This is a genomic window from Caballeronia humi (assembly GCF_001544475.1).
GTDB classification, from domain to species: Bacteria; Pseudomonadota; Gammaproteobacteria; order Burkholderiales; family Burkholderiaceae; genus Caballeronia; species Caballeronia humi.
Genome location: NZ_FCNW02000002.1, coordinates 239,237 through 261,623 on the forward strand (window position 1 = coordinate 239,237; position 22,387 = coordinate 261,623).

A 22,387-nucleotide genomic window follows, 5' to 3' on the forward strand; every position below is an offset into this window, starting at 1 on the left:
AGGGATCGTGTGAATGAAGCGTGACTCGGATGTGAAGTATACAGTGTGATCATTACGACTGACACGCTCTCTTCGAAATAGTGCCTGTTTCAAGGCACTTTTCTTCTTCGCTTGAAGTGTGGCGTTCGCGAGTTGTATGCTTAAAGCTAACGTAAAGGCGAGGCGCGCGATGAGGCCGGTGCGATGGACGTCGGAGGAACACGGAGGTCTCGAACACCTCGAACTGGATGCAAGCGATCAGGGCGTGGTCGCCGAAAGCGTGCTGATCGGTGGCGAGGGCGGCTTTATGTATCGCATCGAATGCGACTCGCACTGGCGCGTCACGCGCGTGGCGATCCGGCGGGCGGGTGGCGCTACGCTCGATCTGCTGAGCAATGCGCAAGGCAACTGGACCGATGCAAGCGGCCGGTCGCGTATCGATCTCGAAGGCTGCATCGATATCGATATATCGGCGACGCCTTTCACCAATACGCTGCCCATCCGGCGACTCAAGCTAAAGCAGGACGAGCGGCGCATCATTCGCGTCGTCTATATCGCGTTGCCCGAGATGACCGCAGAGCCTGTCGAGCAGGCGTATAAGCGTCTCGAAGAGCGCACGTTTCGCTACGAGGGCATCACGTCGCACTACACGGCGGAGTTGCCCGTCGATGATGACGGTCTCGTGATCGACTATCCGGAACTGTTCCGGCGCGTGCAAAGCGGATAGAAGACGGCGCGACGCGCGAGCGGCCATAATACGGCACTAACCGCAACGAGCCGAACGCACCACGATGACCGACACCACGCGAAACTCCGCATCCACTCCACGCTTGACGAGCCTGTCGCATGGCGGCGGCTGCGGCTGCAAGATCGCGCCGGGCGTGCTCGCCGATCTCCTGAAGCGCAGCGTCCCTTTGCCGGCGTTCCCGAACCTCCTGGTCGGCAACGACACCGCCGACGACGCCGCCGTCTATCAACTCAACGACGAGCAGGCGATCGTTGCAACGACCGACTTCTTCATGCCGATCGTCGACGACCCGTTCGACTTCGGCCGCATCGCCGCGACCAATGCGCTCTCCGACGTCTACGCGATGGGCGGCAAGCCGATCCTGGCCCTCGCGCTCGTCGGCATGCCGATCAACGTGCTTCCTCATGAAGTGATTGCAGAGATCCTGAAGGGCGGCGAGTCGGTGTGCGCGGAGGCCGGCATTCCGGTCGCGGGCGGCCATTCGATCGATTCGGTCGAACCGATCTACGGGCTTGCCGCGCTCGGCATCGTGCATCCGAAACTGGTGAAGCGCAATGCGGCCGCGCGCGCGGGCGATGTGCTGATCCTCGGCAAGCCGCTCGGTGTGGGCGTGCTGTCGGCGGCGCTGAAGAAAGAGAAACTCGATGCCGCCGGCTACGCCGCGATGATCGCGGCAACGACCAAACTCAATCGCCCGGGCGCGGACCTCGCGCAACTCGACGGCGTCCACGCGCTGACCGACGTGACCGGCTTCGGCCTCCTCGGCCACACGCTCGAACTGAGCCGCGGCGCGGGGCTTACGGCACGCATCCGCTATGCGGCGTTGCCGTGGCTGCCGGGCGTCGAGGCGTTTGCGAAGGCCGGCGTGTTCACGGGTGCGTCGGGCCGCAACTGGAGCGCTTACGGCACCGATACCGCGCTCGCCGCCACGCTCGACGACGTGGCACGCGTCCTGCTGACCGACCCGCAGACATCAGGCGGTCTGCTGGTTTCGTGCGCGCCAGAAGCGGTCGATGACGTCCTCGCGATCTTCCGCGCCGACGGCTTCGCGGACGCTGCGGTCATCGGCGAAATGGTTGATGGTGCGAGCCGCGTCGAGGTGTCCTGAGCCTTTCAGCCCTTTCTAATAAAACGATATGAACGAAGAATCGCCGAAGGCCATCTTTTATGCGCTTGCCGCCAACTTCGGCATCGCGGTGTGCAAGTTCGGCGCGGCCGCGTACACCGGCTCCGGCTCGATGTTCGCCGAGGCGATTCATTCCACCGCCGACTGCGGTAACCAGCTTCTGCTGCTATTCGGCATGAAGCGCGCGCAGCAACCGGCCAATGCGTTGCATCCGCTCGGCTCGGGGCGCGAGATCTATTTCTATGCACTGATTGTGGCGCTGCTGCTGTTTTTCGTCGGCGGCGCGTTCTCGGTGTACGAGGGCGTGCATCGCATGTTGCATCACGAGCCGTTGAGCAACCCGGTCGTCGCTCTCGTGATTCTCGGGATCTCGGTCGTGCTCGAAGCGTTTTCGCTCTGGGGCGCGTTGCGCGAGATTCGCAAGGGCGCGCCCAACAAGACGCTCTGGCGATGGTTTCGCGAGACGCGCGAGTCGGAGCTGCTGGTCGTCGCGGGCGAGGATGTGGCAGCGCTCGCAGGTCTTGCCATCGCGTTCTGCGCCGTGCTGATGACGATGCTTACCGGCAATCCGATGTGGGACGCGGGCGGTTCGATCGGCGTGGGTGTTTTGCTGATGGTGGTCGCATATGTCGTGGCGCGCGAGGTGAAGTCGATGATCGTCGGCGAATCGGCGAGCCCGGAAGTGCGCAAGGCGATCGACGCGCATCTGCGCGCACGGCCCGAAATCCTGCGCATCATCAGCCTGATTACGCTGCAGTGGGGCAAGCATGTGGTCGTCGCCGTGCAGGCCGAGATGATCGATTACGCGAGCGGCCGCGCGCTGATCGACGCGATCAATATCGTCGAGGACGACTTGCAGCGCACATTTCCGCAAGTCCGCTGGGTCTTTTTCGAGCCCGATATCGCGCGCGACAAGGCGCAGCCGGAGCAAATGTACTGAGTTTCGTGCCGCTTCGTTCCTGCGGGCGGGCGCGAGATGTGCTACCAATGAGCGTTCACGGTTTCGTGCCGTGCACCGACGCAAGAACCCGTACCTGTCCATCGTCGATCGAAGCCGGTTAGCACGATCCGTTCCGGCGCGCATCGATCGACACCTTACGTCGAGTCCCTGAATCCCTCAGTTCCTCAACGGCCTATGTGTAAATTCCTGCTCGTTTTTCTTCTGTTTGCCCTAAGCGCGGTCGCGAGTGCCGCGTCTCCGAATCCCGCCCCGGTCTCTCTCACGCCGCAGCAAGCCCGCGATGCCCTCGCGGTCCTGAACGATCCCGCGCGCCGCGCGCAAGTCGCGGACACGCTGCGCGCCGTCGCGGCTGCGGGCGCGCTCGCGACGCCGCCGCAAAGCGCATCGGCAACGGCGGCGGCGTCGGGTGCTTCGTCTGCGGCGGCTGCAAGCGGTGCATCGAGCGTGCTCGCGAAATCGCTGACGAGCAACGGCCTCGCTTCGCAGATTTCGCATCAGGCCGGCCACTGGCTCGTGCTGATTGGCGCGGGGCTGCGCCATTCGATGTCGGCGCTGCTCGACTACGGCTCGGTGCTCGAATGGTGGCGTGAACGCACTTCGACGGATGCGGGGCGTCAGTTGATCGAGCACGTCGGCATGACGGTGCTGCTGTCGCTCGTGCCCGCGCTTCTGCTCGAATTCCTGTGTGCTCGATTGTTGCGCCGTCCGCGCGCGAAGATCGCGGCGCGCGGCATCGTCGATGTCGACGAGACCCAGCCGGAACTCGCACGTGAGGAACGCGCGGCGGTTCGCAACGAGGCTGTGGCCGAACGCAGCGGCGACGAAACCGCGCTGCACGTCGCGGAGAAAAAGACCGACACGGTGCGCGGCAAACGTCACGCGGCGCGTCACTGGACGCTGCTGCAACGTCTGCCGAGCGCGTTGCTCTATACGTTCTTGTCGGCCGTGCCGCTCGCCGTCTTCATCGCGGCGGCGACGCTCCTCATGTCGATCTTCATCGACGACAACACGACCGAAGCCCACGTCGCGGGCGCATTGATCGACGTGTATCTGGTATGCCGCCTGATCCAGATCGTGAGCGGCTTTTTCCTCGCGCCAGAAGCGGCCGGTCTGCGTCTGCTGCAAATGCGCGATGCTTACGCTACGTTCACGTATACATGGGTGCTGCGCATAGTCTGCGTGGCGGGCGCGGGCGTGGCGCTGGCGAACGGCGCGGAGCCGCTGGGCCTCTCCGATGACGCGCGCATCGCGATCCTGAAGGCGGTCACGTTCGTCGTGCATGTGATGATCTGCTACGTGATCTTCGCGTGCAGAACGCCGGTTGCCGATCGTATCCGCGAAGGCGCAGAAGGGCATCGCTCGGTGACGCTCGTCGGCAACTGGGTGGCCGATGTCTGGGCGGCCGTCGCGATCTTCTTCGTGCTCGCGCTGTGGTTCGTCTGGGCGCTCGACGTGCAGAACGGCTACCGGACGCTGTTCCATCTCGGCGGCGTCTCGGTGGTCGTGCTAATCGCCGCGCGCGTGGCTGCGATTGTCGCGTTCGGTGCGCTCGGCCGCATCTTCAGCAGCGAAGCGGAAGACGACCTCGCTAGCCAGTCGATCGTGCATCGTCATGCGTATCGCTACTATCCGGCGCTGCGGCGCATCGTGCAGACGGTGATCGTCATCGCGACGGTCATCGCGTTGTTCGAAGTGTGGGGCGTGCACATCCTCGCGTTCTTCACATCGGGCGGTGTTGGCAACCGGCTCGCGTCGGCGCTGCTGACGATCGCGGTCGCGGCCGCGTTCGCGGTGGTCGTGTGGGAAGCGGCGAACGTAATGGTGGAACAGCGCCTCGAAGAGTGGACGACGACCGGTGAGCGCTTGCGCGCGGCGCGCCTGCGCACGCTCCTGCCGATGATGCGCTCCGCGCTTTTCATCGTGATCGCGATGGTGGTCGTGCTGACGGGCTTGAGCCAGATTGGCGTGAACACGGCGCCGCTGCTCGCGAGCGCGAGCATCTTCGGCGTGGCGCTCGGTTTCGGTTCGCAAAAGCTCGTGCAGGATTTGATCACCGGCATCTTCCTCTTGATGGAGAACGCGATGCAGGTCGGCGACTGGGTGACGCTCGCGGGCGTATCGGGCACGGTGGAGTATTTGTCGATCCGCACGGTGCGCCTGCGTGCTGGCGACGGGTCGCTGCACACCGTGCCGTTCAGTTCGGTATCGACGGTGAACAACACGAATCGCGGCATCGGCAACGCGGCGGTGCGCGTGAGCATTGCACTGGGTCAGGACGTGGATCTCGCGATTTCGACGCTGAAGGAAATCGGCGCGGCGCTGCGCGAAGACGATGCGTTCAAGGACGGCATCCTGTCGGACTTCAGCTTCTGGGGCGTCGATGCGGTCGATGGTTCGACGGTGACGCTCGCGGGCCAGATCCAGTGCCGCGACAGCGCGCGCTGGCCGGTGCAGCGCGAGATGAACCGGCGCATTCTGAACGAGTTCACCGCACGCGGGATCGAGATCGCGAATCCGCAGCGTAATTTCGTGGTGGTCAGTAATGGGGAGCCGGCTGTGCGCGATGAAGCGCAGACGTCGGCGGAACAGCGCGCGGAGCCTTCGAAGGCTGCGCAGCATCCGGCGGCTTGATCAGCGCGGCGAGCGCACGAGCACCGGCGAGCCTTCGAACTCGCCGCCGCTGCGCTCGAAGCCGAGGCGCTCGTAAAACGCTTCGAGTGCGGCGGCATCGGGCTTGTGCCGGTCTACCGGGCCTTCGCCTTTTGGTTCGAGCGGGCGCGGCACTAAAGTAAGCAGCACGCGATGCCGGTCCGCGAGACCGATGAGCCGCTCCATCGCAATACGCGCATGGCCGCGATGGTGCGCGCCTTCCGACCAGATCGCTTCGAGCGCGACCGCGCAGTCGCCGGTTTCTTCCAGCCACATCTCGACTTGCTGTTCGTCCTCGATGCGCGTGCGATGAAACGCGTCGATCATCGCAGCCGCGGCGGTGGTGAGAGTTGTCATCGATAAGCCCCGCAGGCGTCAATCCGCACTATATCCGCTTTAGCGATTTCGATTGGACAATCGCTTCGTAGACCATTGACGATTCGCCTTCTATGATGGCCTTCACTTGAATTGGCAGCCATGTTGCTTGGGACGTGAAGGCGGTGAATCGTCTGCATTCGCGCTGTCGGCGTTCGTCCGGCAGCTAGCTGTTTTCTTCATCTTTCCGCTTCACTCGCGCGTTGTCGAAATGCGCGCGCTCATCGTTTTCCTTTGAACGAGTCGATCATGACCTTTATCAAATCCGCACTCGGCGGCGTGCGCGCCGCTGCGCTTTTTCTCGTAACCGCCGCGTCGCTTTCTTATGCGTCCACCTCGTTCGCCGATAACGCGACGCTGAAAATCGGCACAGCGACGAGCCCGCAAATCGATGCCCTGAAAGTCGCCGTGCGCGAGGCCAAAGAACAAGGCCTGGACGTCAAGCTGATCGAATTCACCGACTGGAATACACCCAACGCCGCGCTCGCGAACAAGGACATCGACGTCAATTACTTCCAGCACATACCGTTCCTCGAAAACGCGAAAAAACAGGGCGGCTACAACTTCGTGGCCATCGCGCCGGGCACGATCATGAAAATCGGCCTCTATTCGAAGAAAGTGAAGAGCTTCGACCAGTTGAAGGACGGCGCGACGGTCGCGATCGCAAACGATCCGGTGAACGGCGGCCGCGGCCTCTTGCTCCTGCAACGCGCGGGGCTCATCAAGCTAAAACCCGGCGCGGACTATCGCGCGACGACGCTCGATATCGTCGACAACCCGAAGCACCTGAAGATCGTGCAGCTCGAAGCATCGCAACTCGCGCGCTCGCTCGATGATGTAGATCTCGCGCAAGGCTATCCGAGCTTCATCAAGCTCGCGGGCACGGCCGATCCGAATAGCGCGCTGTTATTCGACGGCGTCGAGAACAAGCTCTTTGCGATCCAGTGGGTTGTGCGTCCGGAGAGCGTGAACGATCCGCGCATCCGCAAGTTCATCACGATCTACCAGCAGTCGCCCGCCGTGCGCGCCGCGCTCGACAAGGCGTTCGGCACGCTCTACGCGGTCGCGTGGTAACTCTCGACATCGAGCGGAGGCTGCATCATGGCGGACCTGATCATCGATGAACCGCGCTTGAGCGACACGAGTCTCGCCGCCGATCGCAACGATGCGAAGAGCGTCGTATTCGAGGGCATCGGCAAGCTGTTCGGTGACGCGGCGGCGCTGAAAAACGTCGATTTGTCGGTGGCGCGCGGCGAAGTGTTCGGCATCATCGGGCGTAGTGGGGCGGGCAAGTCCACGCTGTTGCGGCTCGTGAACGGCCTCGAAAAGCCGTCGAGCGGGGAAGTGCGCGTGAATGGCGTTTCCGTCGGCGGGCTTGACGAACGCGGGCTCGTCGCGTTGCGGCGGCGTATCGGCATGGTGTTTCAGCATTTCAACCTGCTCTCGGCGAAGACGGTGCGCGAGAACATCGCATTGCCGCTGAAGATCGCTGGCGTGAACAAGCGTGACATCGACGCGAAGGTCGATGCGCTGCTCGAACTCGTCGGCTTGTCGGCGAAACGCGATGCGTATCCGCGCAGTCTCTCGGGCGGACAGAAGCAGCGCGTGGGCATCGCGCGGGCGCTGGTTCACGACCCCGATCTGCTGCTTTGCGACGAAGCGACTTCCGCACTCGACCCCGAAACCACGCAGCAAATCCTTGCGCTGTTACGCGACATCAATCGTCGGCTTGGGCTGACGGTTCTGCTCATCACGCACGAAATGGCCGTGATTCGCGAGGTCTGCGATTCGGTCGCGGTGATCGAGGCGGGCGAGGTCGTGGAGACGGGGCCCGTGTGGCGCGTGTTCGGCGATCCGCATCATGCAGCGACGCAGGCGCTTTTGCGCACGCCCGTGCACGATTTGCCCCCCGATCTTGCGGCCAGGCTCGCTGCCGCGCCGCAAGACAACGCGGACGTGCTGCTCGACGTGCGCTACACCGGCGAGTCGAAGCAGGAGCCGGATCTCGGCGCGCTCGCGGTGGCACTCGGCGCGCTGGGCGGGCGCGTGAACTTCGTGCACGGCGGCATCGACCGGATACAGGGCCATGCGCAAGGGCGGCTCGTCGTCTCGGCGCAATTGCGTGCGAGCGGCTCGAACGGGGCTGGTTTGCGCGCGCACGTCGAGGCGCTCGTCGCGGGCGCGCGCCGTCACGCGGACAAAGTGGAGGTGCTCGGCTATGTTTGAAATCTGGCTACCCGAATTCATCGACGCCATCCGCGATACCGTCGTGATGGTCGGCGTCTCGGCGCTCGTCGCGCTGCTCGCCGGCATTCCGCTTGCGCTCGTGCTCGTCACGACGACGCGCGGCGGCATCTTCGAGCGTCCCGCCGTCAACTCGACGCTCGGCTCGCTCGTCAACGTGTTCCGCTCGACGCCGTTCATCATCCTGCTCGTCGCGCTTCTGCCGTTGACGCGTCTCATCGTCGGCACGACGATCGGCGTGTGGGCCGCGATCGTGCCGCTGTCGATCGCCGCGATCCCGTTCTTCGCGCGCATCGCGGAGGTGAGCCTGCGCGAAGTCGATCGCGGGCTGATCGAAGCGGCGCAGGCGATGGGCGCCGAGCGACGGCATATCATCTGGCATGTGCTCTTGCCTGAAGCCCTGCCCGGCATCCTGGGTGGCTTCACGATCACGGTCGTCGCGATGATCGGGTCGTCGGCGATGGCGGGCGCGGTTGGTGCGGGCGGCTTGGGCGATCTCGCGATACGCTATGGTTATCAGCGCTTCGACACGACCGTGATGGTCACCGTGATCGTGCTCTTGATCGTGCTCGTCAGCGCCGTGCAATGGGGCGGCGACCGTCTCGTGCGCCGCATCACGCAACGCACCGGATAAAACAACAGATGTATCGTATCGACATCGGAGAACGCATGAACGCGCCTCACCAGCCCGCGAAACTCGAATTGGCCGACGTGGTCGCGGCGTTGCGCGAAACCGCCGAACAGCGCGATCGCGAAGGCGGACACGCGGCGCGCGAGAAACAACTGATCGCCGATGCGGGGCTCTTGACGATCGCCGTTCCGCGCGAATACGGCGGCGAGGGCGCGCGCTGGCCTGACGTGTATGAAACGATCCGCGCGATCGCCCGCGTCGACAGTGCGCTCGCGCATCTGCTCGGCTTCACCTGCCTGCAGGTGGTGAGCGTGACGGTGTGGGGAAACGAGGCGCAGCGCGAGCGTTATCTGCGCGGGACGGTCGAGAACCGCTGGTGGTGGGGCAACGCGGTGAATCCGCTTGATACGCGCCTGATTGCGCACGCCACGGGCGACGGCGGCTATTGCCTGAGCGGACAGAAGGGCTTTTGCTCCGGCACGCGCGGCTCGCAGATGATGACGCTCTCCGCGCACGATCCGGCGACGGGCAAGCCGATTTTCGCGGTTGTGCCGACGACGCGCGCGGGCATCACCGTGCACGAGGACTGGGACCCGATCGGTCAGCGTCAGACCGACAGTGGCAGCGTCTCTTTCGACGATGTCGAGTTGCGGGCGGAGGAAGTGCTGCATCGGTCGGAGGTATTGCCGGCGCCGCGCGCGACGCTGCGCACGCTCGTGTCGCAACTGGTGCTGACCAATCTGTTCGTCGGGATTGCGGAAGGGGCATTGCAGGAGGCGCGCGAGTACGTCGCGCAACACGGGCGGCCGTGGATACACTCGAACGTAGCGAACGCCGCCGACGATCCGTATCAACTGCATCGCTTTGCTGAGATGCGGCTCAAGGCGATCGGCGCCGAAGCGCTCGCGACGCGCGCGGCGCATGCGCTTGATCAGGCGTGGCAACGCGGCGATGCGCTGGAAGCCGAGGAACGCGCGCGCGTTGCGCTGTCGGTAGCGGAGGCGAAGGTGCTTGCGCATCGAGCGGCGCTCGACGTGAGCGAAGCGTTGTTCGATGCGTGCGGCGCACGCTCGACGCACGCGCCGCGCGCGCTCGACCGATTCTGGCGAAATGCACGCGTGCACACGCTGCATGATCCGCTGGATTACAAGCTGCGCGATATTGGGCGGTTTGCGATTTCGGGTGCGTTGCCTGAACCGAACTTGTACAGCTAGACCGATATTGCACTGGTTATAAGCTCGACACTTCTACGGACCTTGTTGTCATGGGCCGACCAATATTGCGCGTCGGGCGCACCCAACGTCTGAGCGCGTAGCGCGAGGACGGATGTATGACTGCTGCACCTGTCTGTTGTACTGCGAGTTGACACATTGGGTCCGCGAGCCAAGCCCGGTTCTGCCGTGAGGGCGACACTTACTCTCCAGCGCCAATCCCAATCAAACGCTAGTGGTGGATTGTTAGTTTTGGCGGTGGGAAGCTGCTTTCTTTGCTTACTTTCTTTGCAGCAGCAAAGAAAGTGAGTCCCGCCCCGGACAGGGGCAGAGCAAATAGACCGCAAAGAAAGCAAGTTCCTTAGAGGCACTAGCGCATCGAACGGTGTCGAACAACTCCGCAAGCGCGAGCAAAACTTCAACCGCCGATTAACCCGATCGTCTGCAAGACCAACCAAAGATTCGCCGCGCTGATCACGCCGAACAGCATCCAAACGATGCCCTTCGTCAGCGCGCGATTCGCAAAATTGCCCATCAGCGCGCGGTCGCTCGTCATGCGGATCAGCGGATACAGCGCGAACGGCAATTGCAGGCTCAGCACGACCTGGCTCGCGACCAGCAGCTTGCCGACAGCGCCGTTACCCATCATGCCGACCCCGATCAGCGCCGGAATCAGCGCGAGCGCGCGCGTGATGAAGCGCCGCTGGTAACAGGGAATCTTGAGGTTGAGGAAGCCTTCCATGATCACCTGACCTGCGATCGTGCCGGTGAACGTCGAGCTTTGGCCCGACGCGAGCAGCGTCACGGCGAAGAGGATCGCCGCGAGCCCGGTCCCGACGATCGGCGCGAGCAGGCGGTACGCGTCCTCGATTTCGGTCACTTGTGTGTGGCCGGTCGCATGAAATGCCGACGCCGCGAGAATCAGGATCGCCGCGTTGATCAGCAGCGCGAGACAGAGCGAGGCGATCGTATCGATACGCGAGAGCCGGATCGCCGACGCAAGGCTCGACGGCGTGCGCGCCACGACCCGCGTCTGCACGATCGACGAATGCAGATACAGGTTGTGCGGCATCACGGTGGCACCGAGGATGCCGATCGCGAGATAGAGCGGCTCGCGCCCGGCCACCGCCTGCCACGACGGGACAAGACCTGCCATCACCGCCGGCCAGTGCGGCTTCACGAGCACCAGTTCGACGACATAGCCGAGCCCGATCGTCGCGATCAGGCCGAGCATGATCGCTTCCAGATCGCGGAAGTTCTTGCCCTTGAGGCCGAGCACGATCAGCGTATCGAACGCGGTGAAGATCACGCCCCACATCAGCGAACAGCCGAACAGCAAATGAAACGCGAGCGCGCCGCCGAGCACTTCGGCCAGATCGCACGCGATGATCGATATTTCCGCGAGCGCCCACTGCACGCGCGCAACCGGCTTCGAATAGCGGTCCCGCGAGAGCTGCGCGAGATCGCGGCCGGTGACGATGCCGAGCCGCATCGCGAGACATTGCAGCGCCATTGCGGCGAGGCTCGACAGGACGACCACGAACAGCAGGCTGTAGCCGTAGCGCGAGCCGGCTTCGATGTCGGTTGCCCAGTTGCCTGGGTCCATGTACCCGATCGAGACAAGCAGGCCCGGTCCCGCGAATTGCGCGATTTTTTTCCAGAACGGCGCGCCTTCGGGGACATCGACGGAACCCCTGACTTCGGAAGGGCAGAACGGCGCGGTGGCGGTGGTCGGCAGCTTGAACGGCAAGGGTGAGGTCCCGAGGGGCTATGGCAGCACCCGATGATGCCCGAGCGCGACGCCAAGCGCAAAAATGCAAAAAGCCCGCCGATCCTCTGGCGGGCCTTCAAAAGTCAAGAAGAAGGAAAACGGTAGCGGCAAGCGGGTTGCCCCCCGTCCGAAGACGGTCCTCGAGGACGGCCCGCGCCGCTACCGTTCAAGCGGCCTGTGCGACCAGGCCTTGTGTACGCGGCGAGAATCTCGCCGCGTTGTCGAGTACCGGTTCGTGCGGCACTTCATTGTTGCTCACCACCTCCAGAGCGGCTTCTTCGGTCGCCTGACGGGCGGCCGCCGCTTTCTTGGTCTTCCCCGCGCGTGACGGCGGCTGGCAGGCCCCGCACACCACGTTGTTCTGCAAATCATGTTTGTGCGCCACGAACTTTCCGGTGCAGCGGCAGCAGCGCGTCATCTGCAACATGTCGGCGTCGAAAAAGCGCACAAGAGTCCAGGCCCGCGTCAAATCGAGTACCGCCTCGACACCGCTATGGTTGCAGTGTTCGAGATACAGCCGATACCCCTTGGTCAAAGCATCGAGGTGCGAGCAGCCTGCCTCGTTCTTCAGAAACACATAGGTGTTGTAGAACAGCGATGCGTGGATGTTTGCAAGCCACGTCATGTACCAGTCTGCCGAGAAAGGCAGCATGCCTTTCGGCGGCGATACGCCCTTCACTTCGCGATAAAGACGGATCATGCGATCACGCGACAGCGTCAGTTCGCTTTCCAGGACCTGCATCCGCGCCCCGAGTTCGATCAAGGCGATCGCGCGGAATACTTCCTGTGCGTCTTCGGTCAGGCTTTTCTTCAGCATCGTGGTCATGGCTCGCCTCGTCTCTCAAGCGAACTGTGCGACTGGTTGGCCAGCCAGCAGGATTGCTGCGTGCGTCGGCGCAATGCCCGCGTTCTTCGCGGGCTGCGTCAATGCCGAAAGCATCGTGTAATCGTTGAAGCGGAAAAAGCACAGCAGCTGGTCGGACGACGCGAGCTTCACGACTTGCGGAAGCGTCAGGCCGGCGAGCAGGTCCGCGAGTTCGGACGAAAGCCCGAGGCGGAACATGCCGATTGCCTTGTCTTCGCGCAACATGCGCTGAGCGAGCATGATGTACGACAGGTTTATTTCGCGAATCGAGTCAAGCGTTTCACGACCGTTCATGTTGCTGCTTCCAGTAAAACCCCGATCTTGCCGGCATTTTTTGCCGATATCTTTTTTTGTGCTCACCGAGCGTCGTTTTGCCCGATTTCGTAATCTTTGATACAGCGTGTTACAACTTGTAACAACACTGTGAAACGGATTGTAAGTACCGTCTGGCGGGAAAGCAAGAACATCTCAATAATAATTTTCAAGAAAACAACACGCAATATCGGTAACTTTTTCGAGTGTTTGTAACAGGCAAGATTAACCTGTCCCTTTATCGTTTTTTCAGTGATTTCGCGGGTTTTCGAGATTTCCTCATACGAGAAATGACGCGCGTCTCGCGTGATTTGTAACGAAATGCACGGCGCTGCCGTTGACACGCTTCTCGATTGATAAGGAAGCAATCGGGGCGCGACTTTCGAGATAAGTAGACGACTCGTTTTCGTCTCAAAAAGAGAATATTCGTACGGAAGTGCGTTTCCGGGAATTAATTAAGGAGACGCCGGGTTATGCGTGTGAGTTATCAGTACGCGCGCCGTCAGATGATTCGTCCGCGTGTGCGGGCCCAAAATCTGCATTCCGTTGGTATCTTCAGCCGGGGAGCGCGCACAATCGCGTTAATCCACAGAACCACAAAAGCGGCAAAGCCCAAACAGGACACAAACAGGACACGTAGTGAGCGAAAGCACTACTACCCCGGCATCCTCCGCCGATGCGACCGGCACGGATGCCGCCGATAATCCGTTCACCAGAAGCGCGCTCGATTTCCCCGTCGTGGGGCTGGGCGCGTCGGCGGGCGGATTGCAGGCGCTCCTGCGCTTCTTCGAGAACGCGCCGGCTGACATGGACATGGCGTTCGCGGTCGTCCTGCATCTTTCGCCAAGGCACATCAGCACCGCCGACCAGATCCTCCAGCGCGCAACGCGCATGCGCGTGGTCCAGGTGGATAAGCCCCTGCCAATCGAGCGCAATCATGTGTACGTGATCGCGCCCGGCAAGAGCCTGACGATGGACGACGGCCATCTGACCGTGAGCGACGCGGCACCCGCGGGCAGCCGACCCGTCACGATCGACCTGTTTTTCCGCAGTCTCGCCGATGCGCACGGCCCGAACGCGATGAGCATCGTGCTCTCGGGCACGGGCAGCGACGGCGCCGTGGGTCTCGCGCGCGTGAAGGAAGTCGGCGGCGTGACCTTTGCCCAGGAGCCCGACGACGCCGAATACGGCGAGATGCCGCAAAGCGCGATCGCGACGGGACAGGTCGATCTCGTGCTGCCGGTCGTCGAGATGCCGCAGAAACTGCTCGAACTCTGGCAGAACGTGAAGCGCATCAGCCTGCCCGGGCTCAATGTGCGCACGTCTAAGCAGCCGGTCGAACCCGAAGCCGGCACGGACGCCGAATCGGCGCTGCAGGACATCCTGACGAGCCTGCGCGCCCGCACCGGTCACGATTTCCGCCATTACAAGCGCGCGACGATGCTGCGCCGGATCGAGCGGCGCCTGCAGGTGAACGCATTGCCCGACCTCGTCACGTACCGCAACTTCCTGCAGGACAATCCGCGCGAGACGAGCGCGCTGCTCGCCGACATGCTGATCGGCGTCACGCATTTCTTCCGCGACCGCGAGGCGTTCGATACCCTCGCGCGCGACGTGCTGCCCGAGATCTTCGAGCGCAAGCACGGGCAGGATCAGGTGCGCGCGTGGGTGGCCGGTTGCTCGTCGGGCGAGGAGGCGTACACGATCGCCATGCTGTTCGCCGCGCACCAGAGCGACGCGCGCTCGCCGGTCGCGCTGCAAGTCTTCGCGACTGACATCGACGAAAGCGCCGTCGCGAAGGCGCGCGCGGGCGTCTATCCGGATTCGATTTCGGTCGATGTGCCGCCGGACACTCTCCTCCAGTTCTTCACGAAGACCGCGAGCCGCTATGAAATCGCGAAGCCGGTGCGAGAGAAGATCTTGTTCGCGTTGCACAACGTGCTGCGCGATCCGCCGTTCTCGCGCCTCGATCTCGTCTCCTGCCGCAATCTCCTGATTTATCTCAACCGCACCGTGCAGCGCCAGGTGCTCGAAATGTTCCACTTCGCGCTGCATCCCAACGGTTACCTCATGCTCGGCAGTTCCGAATCGGCGGAGTCGGCGGAGGATCTTTTCAGCGTGGTCGACAGGAAGCATCGCATTTATCGCGCGAAGGCCGTCGCGAAGCCGCGCGGAGCAACGATCATCGCTCAGGCGTTGGGCGGCGCGAACACGCAGCCGGCAGCCGCAGACAACGGTTCTGCACTGCCTCCCGCGCGCCGCAATTTTTCGTTCGGCGCGCTGCACCAGCGCATGCTCGAACAGTACGCGCCGCCGAGCATCGTCGTGAACCGTGATTCGAAGATCGTGCATATGTCGGACAACGCCGGACGATTTCTGCGCTATGTGGGCGGCGAGCCGTCGAGCAACGTGATTGCGCTCGTCCTGCCCGAATTGCGGCTCGACCTGCGCACCGCGCTTTTTCAGGCGCAGCAGACCGGCCACAGCGTCGATGCGCGACGCGTGCGGCTCGAGCGCGACGGACGCCAGGCACACGTGACGATGACCGTGCGTCCGTTCCACGCCGCCGAAGCCGATGCCGATTTCGTCCTTGTGCTCTTCGACGAAGTGCCGGAAGCGATATCTGACGGCACATTCCACATCGGGGACGCGAATGCCGATTCCGTCCTGATGCAACTCGAACGCGAGCTGCAGCGCAGCAAGGAGCAGTTGCAGCGGACGATCGAGCAGTACGAGACGTCGACGGAGGAACTGAAGGCGTCGAACGAGGAATTGCAGGCGATCAACGAGGAACTGCGCTCGGCCACCGAGGAGCTCGAAACGAGCAAGGAAGAAGTGCAATCGGTGAACGAGGAACTGATCACGGTCAACAACGAACTGCAGTTGAAGATCGAGGAGGCCGGCAAGGCCAACGACGATCTGCAGAACCTGATCGCATCGAGCGATATCGCGACCATCTTCGTCGATCGCACCATGCGCGTGAAGCGCTACACGCCGAGCGCGACGAGCGTGTTCAACCTGATCGGCGCGGACGTGGGCCGCTCGCTCTTCGACATCACGCACCGGCTCGACTACCCCGAACTCGCGGACGACGTTGCGGCTACGTTCCAGTCGCTGCGGCTGATCGAGCGTGAGGTGTCGAGCAACGACGCGCGTCGTTTCTTCGCGCGGCTTCTGCCGTACCGCACGGTCGACGATCGCATCGACGGCGCGGTGCTCACGCTCGTCGATATCACCGCGCTCAGGCGCGCCGAGGGCGAAGCGCGCGCGGGCGAGGCGCGGCTGCGGCTCACGGTGCAGACGACCAATGACTACGTGATCATCGTGCAGGACCCCAAGGGCGTGATCCAGAGCTGGAACGCGGGCGCCGAACGCGTGTTCGGGTATGCGCAGAGCGAGGCGGTCGGCAGGAACATCGAGATGCTCTTCACCGCCGAGGATCGCGCCTTGACCATGCCCGAACACGAGCGCTCGGCGGCGTTACGCGAGGGTCGCTTCGAGGACGAGCGCTGGCACGTCGCGAAGAACGGAAAGCGCGTGTTTTGCAGCGGCGTGATGACGCCGCTGTCAGAGGCTCAGTTCACCGGCTTCGCGAAGATCGCGCGCGATCTGACCAGTCGCAAGACGCTCGAAGACATGCGGCAGTTGCAACTCTCGCAGGAACGCTCGGTGCGCGAGCGCGCGGAGGCCGCGAACCGCCTTAAGGACGACTTTCTCGCGGTGCTCTCGCATGAACTGAAGCATCCGCTCAACCTCATCAACGTCAAGGCGGAGATGTTGCCGCGCCTGCCCGAGGCGCGCGGCGTGCCGACGATCGTCGAGGCCGCCGATGCGATCCGCCGCGCGGTGCACGGCCAGGCGCGGATCATCGACGACCTGCTCGACCTCTCGCGCGTGCGTACCGGCAAGCTCGCGCTGAACCTCGCGCGCACCGATCTCTGCGCGACGATCGCCACGATCTGCGACGCGATGGAAAGCGATGCCGCCGCGCACGGCATCGCCCTGACGACGACGCTCCCGCCCGAGCCGGCGACGGCCAAGGTCGATCCGGTGCGCTTCGATCAGATCGTCTGGAACCTGCTCACCAACGCGCTCAAGTTCACGCCTGCGGGCGGCAAAGTGCGCATCGACTTGACGCGCGACGGGGAGTATCTGCGCATCGACGTGGCCGATACCGGCGAGGGCATCGAGCCGCATTTCCTGCCGTATATCTTCGACATGTTCTCGCAGGCGAACGAGGCGCGGCGAAAATCGGGCGTGGGGCTCGGAATCGGGCTTGCGTTAGTGAAGCAACTGGCGGAGATGCATGCGGGGCGTGTGGCGGCGACTTCGGAAGGCGTCGGCAAGGGCAGTTGCATCACGGTGTGGCTGCCGCCGTCGGGCGACGATATCGTGATTCCCGGCGTGCTGCCGGGTGAATCGAGCGTGCTTGCAGGGCTGTCGATTCTCGTCATCGACGACGATCGCGAGACGGGGCACGCGCTGGCGTCGCTGCTAAGGCTGGAAGGCGCGAGCGTGCAGACGGGCGAGAGCGGGGCGGATGCGCTCGTCGCGTTGACGAGTACTCACGTGGACCTGCTGTTGTGCGACGTCGGAATGCCGGTGATGGACGGGTATCAGTTGTTGCATGCGCTGCGTTCAATGCCGGAGTTCGCAGCGCTGCCCGCGATCGCGCTGACGGGATATAGCGGCGCGGCGCAGGAGCGCAAGACGCTCGAAGCAGGCTTTGACGTGCATTTGACCAAGCCGGTTTCGCTCGCGACGCTGGTCGCCGCGGTGGAACGGACGATTTTCAAAGGGCACTCCGGTTAGCGTTTCAGCGCAGCGGACGCGCCTTGACGAGCGGATTGAAAGCCGCGCTTTTGCGAGCCGGCGCCTTGCGCTCTTGCGTTCGCGGCTTCTTCGTGGCGCTGGAGAGTTGCGTCAGGAGTTCGTCGTCTGGCTCGGGTTCTTCCGCTTCAACGGCTGGCTGATCGCCCATCCAATGCTCGATAACCGACAGAAAATCCTTCCTGGCGTTGCGTGATGCATGCCCCGGTATCATCGTGAGTACGACCACTTCATGCAGCGATCGATCGTCGACGGTGCGCGCTCTCGCGTCATCATTCCAATCGACGTCGAGCCCCGCGTACGCAGCAATCACGTGATGCAGCACCGCAGGCGAAAGCACGCCCGCGTCGTACAGACCAAGGACCTGTCGCTCGACAAGCGAGAACAGCCCGTTCGATTTCTTCGACGCGCGCGTGGCCATCTATTGCTTTGCGGGCGCGACCCGCCACACCGCGTTGCCGACATCGTCTGCGACAAGCAGCCCGCCGGAATGATCGACGACGACACCGACCGGCCGCCCATAAGCATGGCCATCGGGTGAAAGAAATCCGGTGAGGATATCCTCCGGCGGCCCGGAAGGCGTGCCATCCGCGAATGGCACGAAAATCACCTTGTACCCGCTGTGCGGCTTGCGATTCCACGAACCGTGCTGTCCGATGAACGCGCCGTTCCAGTACCGCTGCGGGAACGCCTTCGCGTCGTAGAACGTCAGTCCAAGCGATGCCGTGTGCGAACCCAACGCATAGTCAGGCGGTATTGCCGATTGCACGAGGTCCGCGCGCTGCGGCTTGACCCGGTTGTCGACGTTCTGCCCGTAGTAGCTGTAAGGCCAGCCATAGAACGCGCCGTCTTTCACCGAGGTCATGTAATCGGGCACGAGATCGTTGCCCAGTTCGTCTCGCTCGTTGACGACCGTCCACAAAGCGCCGCTTTGCGGCTGCCACGACATGCCGTTGGGATTGCGCAGACCCGTCGCGAAGAGACGCGACTGTCCGCTCGCGATATCGACTTCCATGATCGCGGCGCGGCCACGCTCGGCATCGATACCGTTTTCCGCGACGTTGCTGTTCGAACCGACCGTCACGTAGAGATGCTTGCCGTCGGGACTCGCAATCAGATTTTTCGTCCAGTGATGATTGATCGGGCCCGCCGGGAGATCGATGAATTTTTCGCCGGGCTCGGTGATGTTCGTATCGCCCGCGTGATACTTGAAGCGCATGATCGCATCGGTATCGGCGACGTAGAGCTCGTCGCCGACCAGCGCCATGCCGAACGGCGAATGGAGCTTGTCGATGAAGACGGTCTTCGTCTCGGCGATGCCGTCGCCGTCCGCATCACGCAAGAGCATGATGCGGTCGGGGCTCGGCACGCCGGCACCTGCACGCTTCATGACCTTCTTCATCACCCAGCCCTTCACGCCCGCGTTCTCATCATGCTGCGCGGGCGCGTTGCTTTCTGCGACGAGCACGTCGCCGTCGGGCAAAGTCGCGAGCCAGCGCGGATGATCGAGCCCGGTTGCAAAAGCGGTGACGTCGAAGCCAGCGGGCGCCGTCGGCTTCGTGCCATCGGGACGCGACGCGGCAGGCGCGATGTTCACCGTCGGCAACAGCGACTTTTTCTGCGGCGGAGGCAGTTCGGGATCGGGACCGAAGCCGATCGCATTTTGATCGGCTGCGTACGCGCACGCAATCGACGCCGCCAATAGCGATGCCGCAGCGAGTCTGGTGTGAAAGCGACCCATAAGCTCAGCCTCCGCCGATTCCCTGCACCACCTTGCCAGTGCCGCCGCATGCTTCGCACTTCGCGCCGTCGTTCGTGCCGCTGCCGTCGCAAACAGGGCACACGTCTTCACCGCTTCCAGGGGTGCCGGGTTCGGCTTCGTCGCCGGGATTAAGAGGTTCTTGCGCCATCAATTGCTCCTTGCGTGTTGGTGGGCTTCTGGTAAGCATGAGAGCAAACGGCGTTCCTCATCGTGCGCGGAGTCAAGGCTTGCGCCCGAACGCTTCACGCAGTCGCTTCTCGGCCCGATCGAGTGTGGCGCGGCGCGTCTTTGGCAGATTGCGCCCGGCGCGATTGATGTAGAAGTTGTGCATCGACATCGCCCGATTGAAACGGCGTGCGCTTGCGCCGCTTGCTGCGCTCCGACGAGTGCTTAAGCGAATCTGCGATCTCCTGCGCGCTGCCTTCCTTGAAGATATCGCGTTCGATATCCATTGCGTCGCTGGTTTCCAGGCTTGCCCTGCAGGTCTTCCTGATCGCCGGGCTGTTCACCCACGATCATCAGCGGCGCGTGACGCGGCCCCGCACCGGGCACCGCTTGCGTCGCGTCCTTCCATAGCGGGCAGCGTCGGCATTCATCGAGCGATGCGGGTTCCTGATCGAGATCGAAGCCCGGCTGTTGTCGGGTCGCCATGACTTGCGTCACATGTTTGCGACTTCGCGCGCCGCTTCGACCGTCAACGGTTCGCGCATCGCTTCAGCGAGCCGCGCGGTCTCATCCTCGCGCTCGCACGCGACGACTGCGCCGACCTTGCCGTCCTTCATCAGGTACGCGATGAACTGCTGCGTGTCGAGATCGCCGTCGATGACGACGTAGTCGGGTTCGCTCGTGTGGCCGAGGTAGTCGAAGCGTCTTTCGAAGTGATAGGTCCAGAAATAGGGCACGCCGTCGTACTCGCGGCTCGCGCCGGCCATGTTGAAAGCGGCGACGCGCGCGTGCTGTTGCGCGACGCGCCAGTGTTCGATACGCAGCTTGCTATCCGAGCGCGGCAGCGGGAAACGCGCGATATCGCCTGCTGCGTACAGACCGGGCGCGGCTCGCATGCCCGCGTCGACGTCGATGCCGCCATCGTCGGCGAGCGTAATGCCGCTGACGAACGACGTCGCCGGCTTGACCCCCGTGCCGACGATCACCACATCGGCCGGAATGCGTTCGCCGTTGTCGAGTTCGACTTCGTTCGCTTCGATCGCCTTGACGTTGCGCGTCATGCGAAACGACACGCCGTTCTTCTCATGAAGCCGCATGAACATCTCACCGATGCGTTCGCCGAACTGCTTCGCAAACGGCACTTTGTCGGGCGAAATGACGGTGGTGTCGATCTTGCGCTTGCGCAGGCACGAAGCCACTTCGAGTCCGATGAAGCTCGCCCCGACGATCACCGCGCGCTTCGCTGTATCGAGTGTGGCGACGATCGCGACGGCGTCGTCGCGATTGCGCAGTATGTGCACATGGGGGAGCTTCGCGCCGGGAACGTCCATCGGTTTCGGCAGACCGCCCGTGCAGACGAGCGCCGCGTTGTAGTCGATCACCGTGCCGTTCGCGAGTTCGACTTGACGCGTCGCTGCATCGAGCCGCACCGCTTCCGATTCAATGCGCTCGATGTTCTGATCGGTGAAGAAAGAAGGATCGAGCAGCGGCGGGATCTCGTCCGCCGGCATGTCGCCCGCGACGACGAATTTGCTCAGCGCGGTGCGGTCGTACGGCATCGGCGCGTCCTTGCCCGCGAGAACGATGCGACCGTCGAAGCCCGCTTCGCGCAGCGCCGCGCAAGCGGCCGCGCCCGCTGCCCCGGCGCCTGCGATGAACATCGTGGATTCATCGGCGCCACGGCTTCGCGCCTGCGATTCGACCGGTTCAGGCGACACGTACACGTCGCCGCCATCGACCAAAGCGTCGTAACGCGTCAGCCCTTTAAGCGCGGGCGGCTCGACGAGCGAACCATCGCTGATTTCGAACGTGCCCTTGTGCCACGGACAGATGATGCGTCGATTGCAGATGCCACCCTTTTCGAGCGGTGCGCCCGCATGCGGGCAATCGGCCGTGTATGCGTGAACGGTGTTGGCTTCGCGCACCAAGAGGATCGGCGTCTCGCCGATCTTCACGCGTGTGCCGCGCGTCTCGGGCAAGTCCGCGAGTCGGGCGACCTTCTGCATCGACGAGTGCATCGCATTCTCCTGTTAATCGCAATACACATCGCAAAAAGCGGACCGCGTTAATCGCCTCCGAAGCGCTATTCGAGGCACGGGTATGTCGGTTGCTGCATCGCGTTGACACTCACGACGATGGAGCACGCGATGGCCACCAGCGAACAGATAAAGAGCACCGACAAGCCGCTAGGCGATGCAGGCAGCGGTGCGAGCGGCGGGGGATCGATCGGCAATCTGCCGGGCCCGGGCGCGCCGACGGGCGCAGACCCGAAGCAGGGCGTGCGCGCGCCGAACGCGGGGGAAGTCGAGCCGGAATCGCGTCGACTCGATCAGCATCCGGAACAAACGGCGGAAGTGCCTTACGGCTCGGGTGACAGACCGGACCCGGCGGGCGCGGGTGGCCTCGATGCGCAGAACGCGGATCTCAAAGATCCGAACGCTCCCAGGCCTTGAAAAGAAAAGCGGCCTCTGATCGAGGCCGCCTTTGACTTCAGCGCGTGGCGATATACATCGTGATCTCAAAGCCAAAGCGCATGTCGGTGAAACTAGGGGTTTCCCACTTCATATAGCCTCCTTTTGCTTTTGGCCGGCCACGCCGAATGCATGACCGTTGCGCGGTTTCGTTCGATCAAAGCTGCAAGCGCCTTACAGGCCGCGTTTCGTTTCTTCCCGACGCATCCTTATCCTAACTCTTCTTCGCAAAACGCATCACTGGGTAAATCGTAACGACGGTTTACAGGGCGGCGCGTTTAAGGGTT

19 protein-coding genes and 2 pseudogenes are annotated in these 22,387 nt (G+C 63.2%); 10 read left to right on the top strand and 11 right to left on the bottom strand.

Annotated elements, in window-relative coordinates:
- Window positions 1-169: 169 nt before the first annotated feature.
- The 4 genes from AWB65_RS04030 (at window position 170) to AWB65_RS04045 (ending at window position 5,445) form a co-directional block, all read left to right on the top strand.
- Complete coding sequence (locus tag AWB65_RS04030) at window positions 170-706, top strand: putative glycolipid-binding domain-containing protein (RefSeq protein WP_087665904.1); 537 nt, start codon at window positions 170-172, stop codon at window positions 704-706.
- 64 nt (window positions 707-770) lie between these two features.
- A complete protein-coding gene (gene selD, locus AWB65_RS04035; protein ID WP_087665905.1) occupies window positions 771-1,835 on the top strand; it encodes a selenide, water dikinase SelD in 1,065 nt (354 codons plus the stop codon).
- Window positions 1,836-1,863: 28 nt separating this feature from the next.
- Window positions 1,864-2,793: a cation diffusion facilitator family transporter gene (locus AWB65_RS04040; protein ID WP_087665906.1), complete on the top strand. Its 930-nt coding sequence runs from the start codon at window positions 1,864-1,866 to the stop codon at window positions 2,791-2,793.
- Window positions 2,794-2,988: 195 nt separating this feature from the next.
- Window positions 2,989-5,445, top strand: a complete 2,457-nt coding sequence (locus tag AWB65_RS04045; RefSeq protein WP_087665907.1) for a mechanosensitive ion channel domain-containing protein — start codon at window positions 2,989-2,991, stop codon at window positions 5,443-5,445.
- Here the strand turns inward: AWB65_RS04045 and AWB65_RS04050 are convergent, their stop codons facing one another.
- Complete coding sequence (locus AWB65_RS04050) at window positions 5,446-5,820, bottom strand: hypothetical protein (RefSeq protein WP_125474064.1); 375 nt, start codon at window positions 5,818-5,820, stop codon at window positions 5,446-5,448.
- A gap of 267 nt (window positions 5,821-6,087) precedes the next feature.
- Here AWB65_RS04050 and AWB65_RS04055 point away from each other — a divergent pair, with 267 nt between their 5' ends.
- The 4 genes from AWB65_RS04055 to AWB65_RS04070 are packed head-to-tail and all read left to right on the top strand — an operon-like array spanning window position 6,088 to window position 9,927.
- The gene (locus AWB65_RS04055) at window positions 6,088-6,912 is read left to right on the top strand and encodes a MetQ/NlpA family ABC transporter substrate-binding protein (protein WP_087665909.1); all 825 of its coding nucleotides are present in this window, start codon (window positions 6,088-6,090) and stop codon (window positions 6,910-6,912) included.
- Window positions 6,913-6,939: 27 nt separating this feature from the next.
- Complete coding sequence (locus tag AWB65_RS04060) at window positions 6,940-8,064, top strand: methionine ABC transporter ATP-binding protein (RefSeq protein ID WP_087665910.1); 1,125 nt, start codon at window positions 6,940-6,942, stop codon at window positions 8,062-8,064.
- Window positions 8,057-8,716: a methionine ABC transporter permease gene (locus AWB65_RS04065; RefSeq protein ID WP_087665911.1), complete on the top strand. Its 660-nt coding sequence runs from the start codon at window positions 8,057-8,059 to the stop codon at window positions 8,714-8,716. The genes AWB65_RS04060 and AWB65_RS04065 overlap by 8 nt, the downstream gene beginning before the upstream one ends.
- Before the next feature lie 35 nt (window positions 8,717-8,751).
- Window positions 8,752-9,927: an acyl-CoA dehydrogenase family protein gene (locus AWB65_RS04070; protein WP_235007495.1), complete on the top strand. Its 1,176-nt coding sequence runs from the start codon at window positions 8,752-8,754 to the stop codon at window positions 9,925-9,927.
- A 415-nt stretch (window positions 9,928-10,342) separates the two neighbouring features.
- Here the strand turns inward: AWB65_RS04070 and AWB65_RS04075 are convergent, their stop codons facing one another.
- The 3 genes from AWB65_RS04075 to flhD form a co-directional block, all read right to left on the bottom strand.
- Complete coding sequence (locus AWB65_RS04075) at window positions 10,343-11,674, bottom strand: Nramp family divalent metal transporter (protein WP_087665913.1); 1,332 nt, start codon at window positions 11,672-11,674, stop codon at window positions 10,343-10,345.
- Window positions 11,675-11,861: 187 nt separating this feature from the next.
- Window positions 11,862-12,512: a flagellar transcriptional regulator FlhC gene (gene flhC / locus AWB65_RS04080; protein WP_087666040.1), complete on the bottom strand. Its 651-nt coding sequence runs from the start codon at window positions 12,510-12,512 to the stop codon at window positions 11,862-11,864.
- A gap of 24 nt (window positions 12,513-12,536) precedes the next feature.
- The gene (gene flhD / locus AWB65_RS04085) at window positions 12,537-12,854 is read right to left on the bottom strand and encodes a flagellar transcriptional regulator FlhD (protein ID WP_087665914.1); all 318 of its coding nucleotides are present in this window, start codon (window positions 12,852-12,854) and stop codon (window positions 12,537-12,539) included.
- Between the two features lie 756 nt (window positions 12,855-13,610).
- On the opposite strand from flhD, the gene AWB65_RS04090 reads away from it, so the two are divergent.
- Complete coding sequence (locus AWB65_RS04090) at window positions 13,611-17,684, top strand: CheR family methyltransferase (RefSeq protein WP_235007504.1); 4,074 nt, start codon at window positions 13,611-13,613, stop codon at window positions 17,682-17,684.
- A gap of 4 nt (window positions 17,685-17,688) precedes the next feature.
- Here AWB65_RS04090 and AWB65_RS04095 read toward each other — a convergent pair whose 3' ends face one another.
- The 6 genes and pseudogenes from AWB65_RS04095 to AWB65_RS04115 all read right to left on the bottom strand — a co-directional run bounded on the left by AWB65_RS04095 (window position 17,689) and on the right by AWB65_RS04115 (window position 21,647).
- On the bottom strand, window positions 17,689-18,123 hold the full coding sequence (locus AWB65_RS04095; RefSeq protein ID WP_087665916.1) for a hypothetical protein: 435 nt from the start codon (window positions 18,121-18,123) through the stop codon (window positions 17,689-17,691).
- Window positions 18,124-19,443: a PQQ-dependent sugar dehydrogenase gene (locus tag AWB65_RS04100; protein WP_087665917.1), complete on the bottom strand. Its 1,320-nt coding sequence runs from the start codon at window positions 19,441-19,443 to the stop codon at window positions 18,124-18,126.
- 4 nt (window positions 19,444-19,447) lie between these two features.
- Window positions 19,448-19,612, bottom strand: coding sequence for a hypothetical protein (locus AWB65_RS36625; protein WP_200821658.1), 165 nt, complete (start codon window positions 19,610-19,612; stop codon window positions 19,448-19,450).
- 72 nt (window positions 19,613-19,684) lie between these two features.
- Window positions 19,685-19,931, bottom strand: a pseudogene (locus AWB65_RS04105) (DUF3175 domain-containing protein); the annotation flags it as partial.
- A gap of 1 nt (window position 19,932) precedes the next feature.
- Window positions 19,933-20,115, bottom strand: a pseudogene (locus tag AWB65_RS36825) (uracil-DNA glycosylase); the annotation flags it as partial.
- An 8-nt stretch (window positions 20,116-20,123) separates the two neighbouring features.
- Entirely contained in the window at window positions 20,124-21,647 is a 1,524-nt protein-coding gene (locus AWB65_RS04115; RefSeq protein ID WP_087665918.1) for an FAD-dependent oxidoreductase, read from the bottom strand.
- Window positions 21,648-21,776: 129 nt separating this feature from the next.
- Between AWB65_RS04115 and AWB65_RS04120 the strand changes: the two genes are divergently transcribed.
- Entirely contained in the window at window positions 21,777-22,082 is a 306-nt protein-coding gene (locus AWB65_RS04120; RefSeq protein ID WP_087665919.1) for a hypothetical protein, read from the top strand.
- A 37-nt stretch (window positions 22,083-22,119) separates the two neighbouring features.
- Here AWB65_RS04120 and pqqA read toward each other — a convergent pair whose 3' ends face one another.
- Window positions 22,120-22,194, bottom strand: coding sequence for a pyrroloquinoline quinone precursor peptide PqqA (gene pqqA / locus AWB65_RS37610; RefSeq protein ID WP_008353049.1), 75 nt, complete (start codon window positions 22,192-22,194; stop codon window positions 22,120-22,122).
- Window positions 22,195-22,387 lie beyond the last annotated feature (193 nt).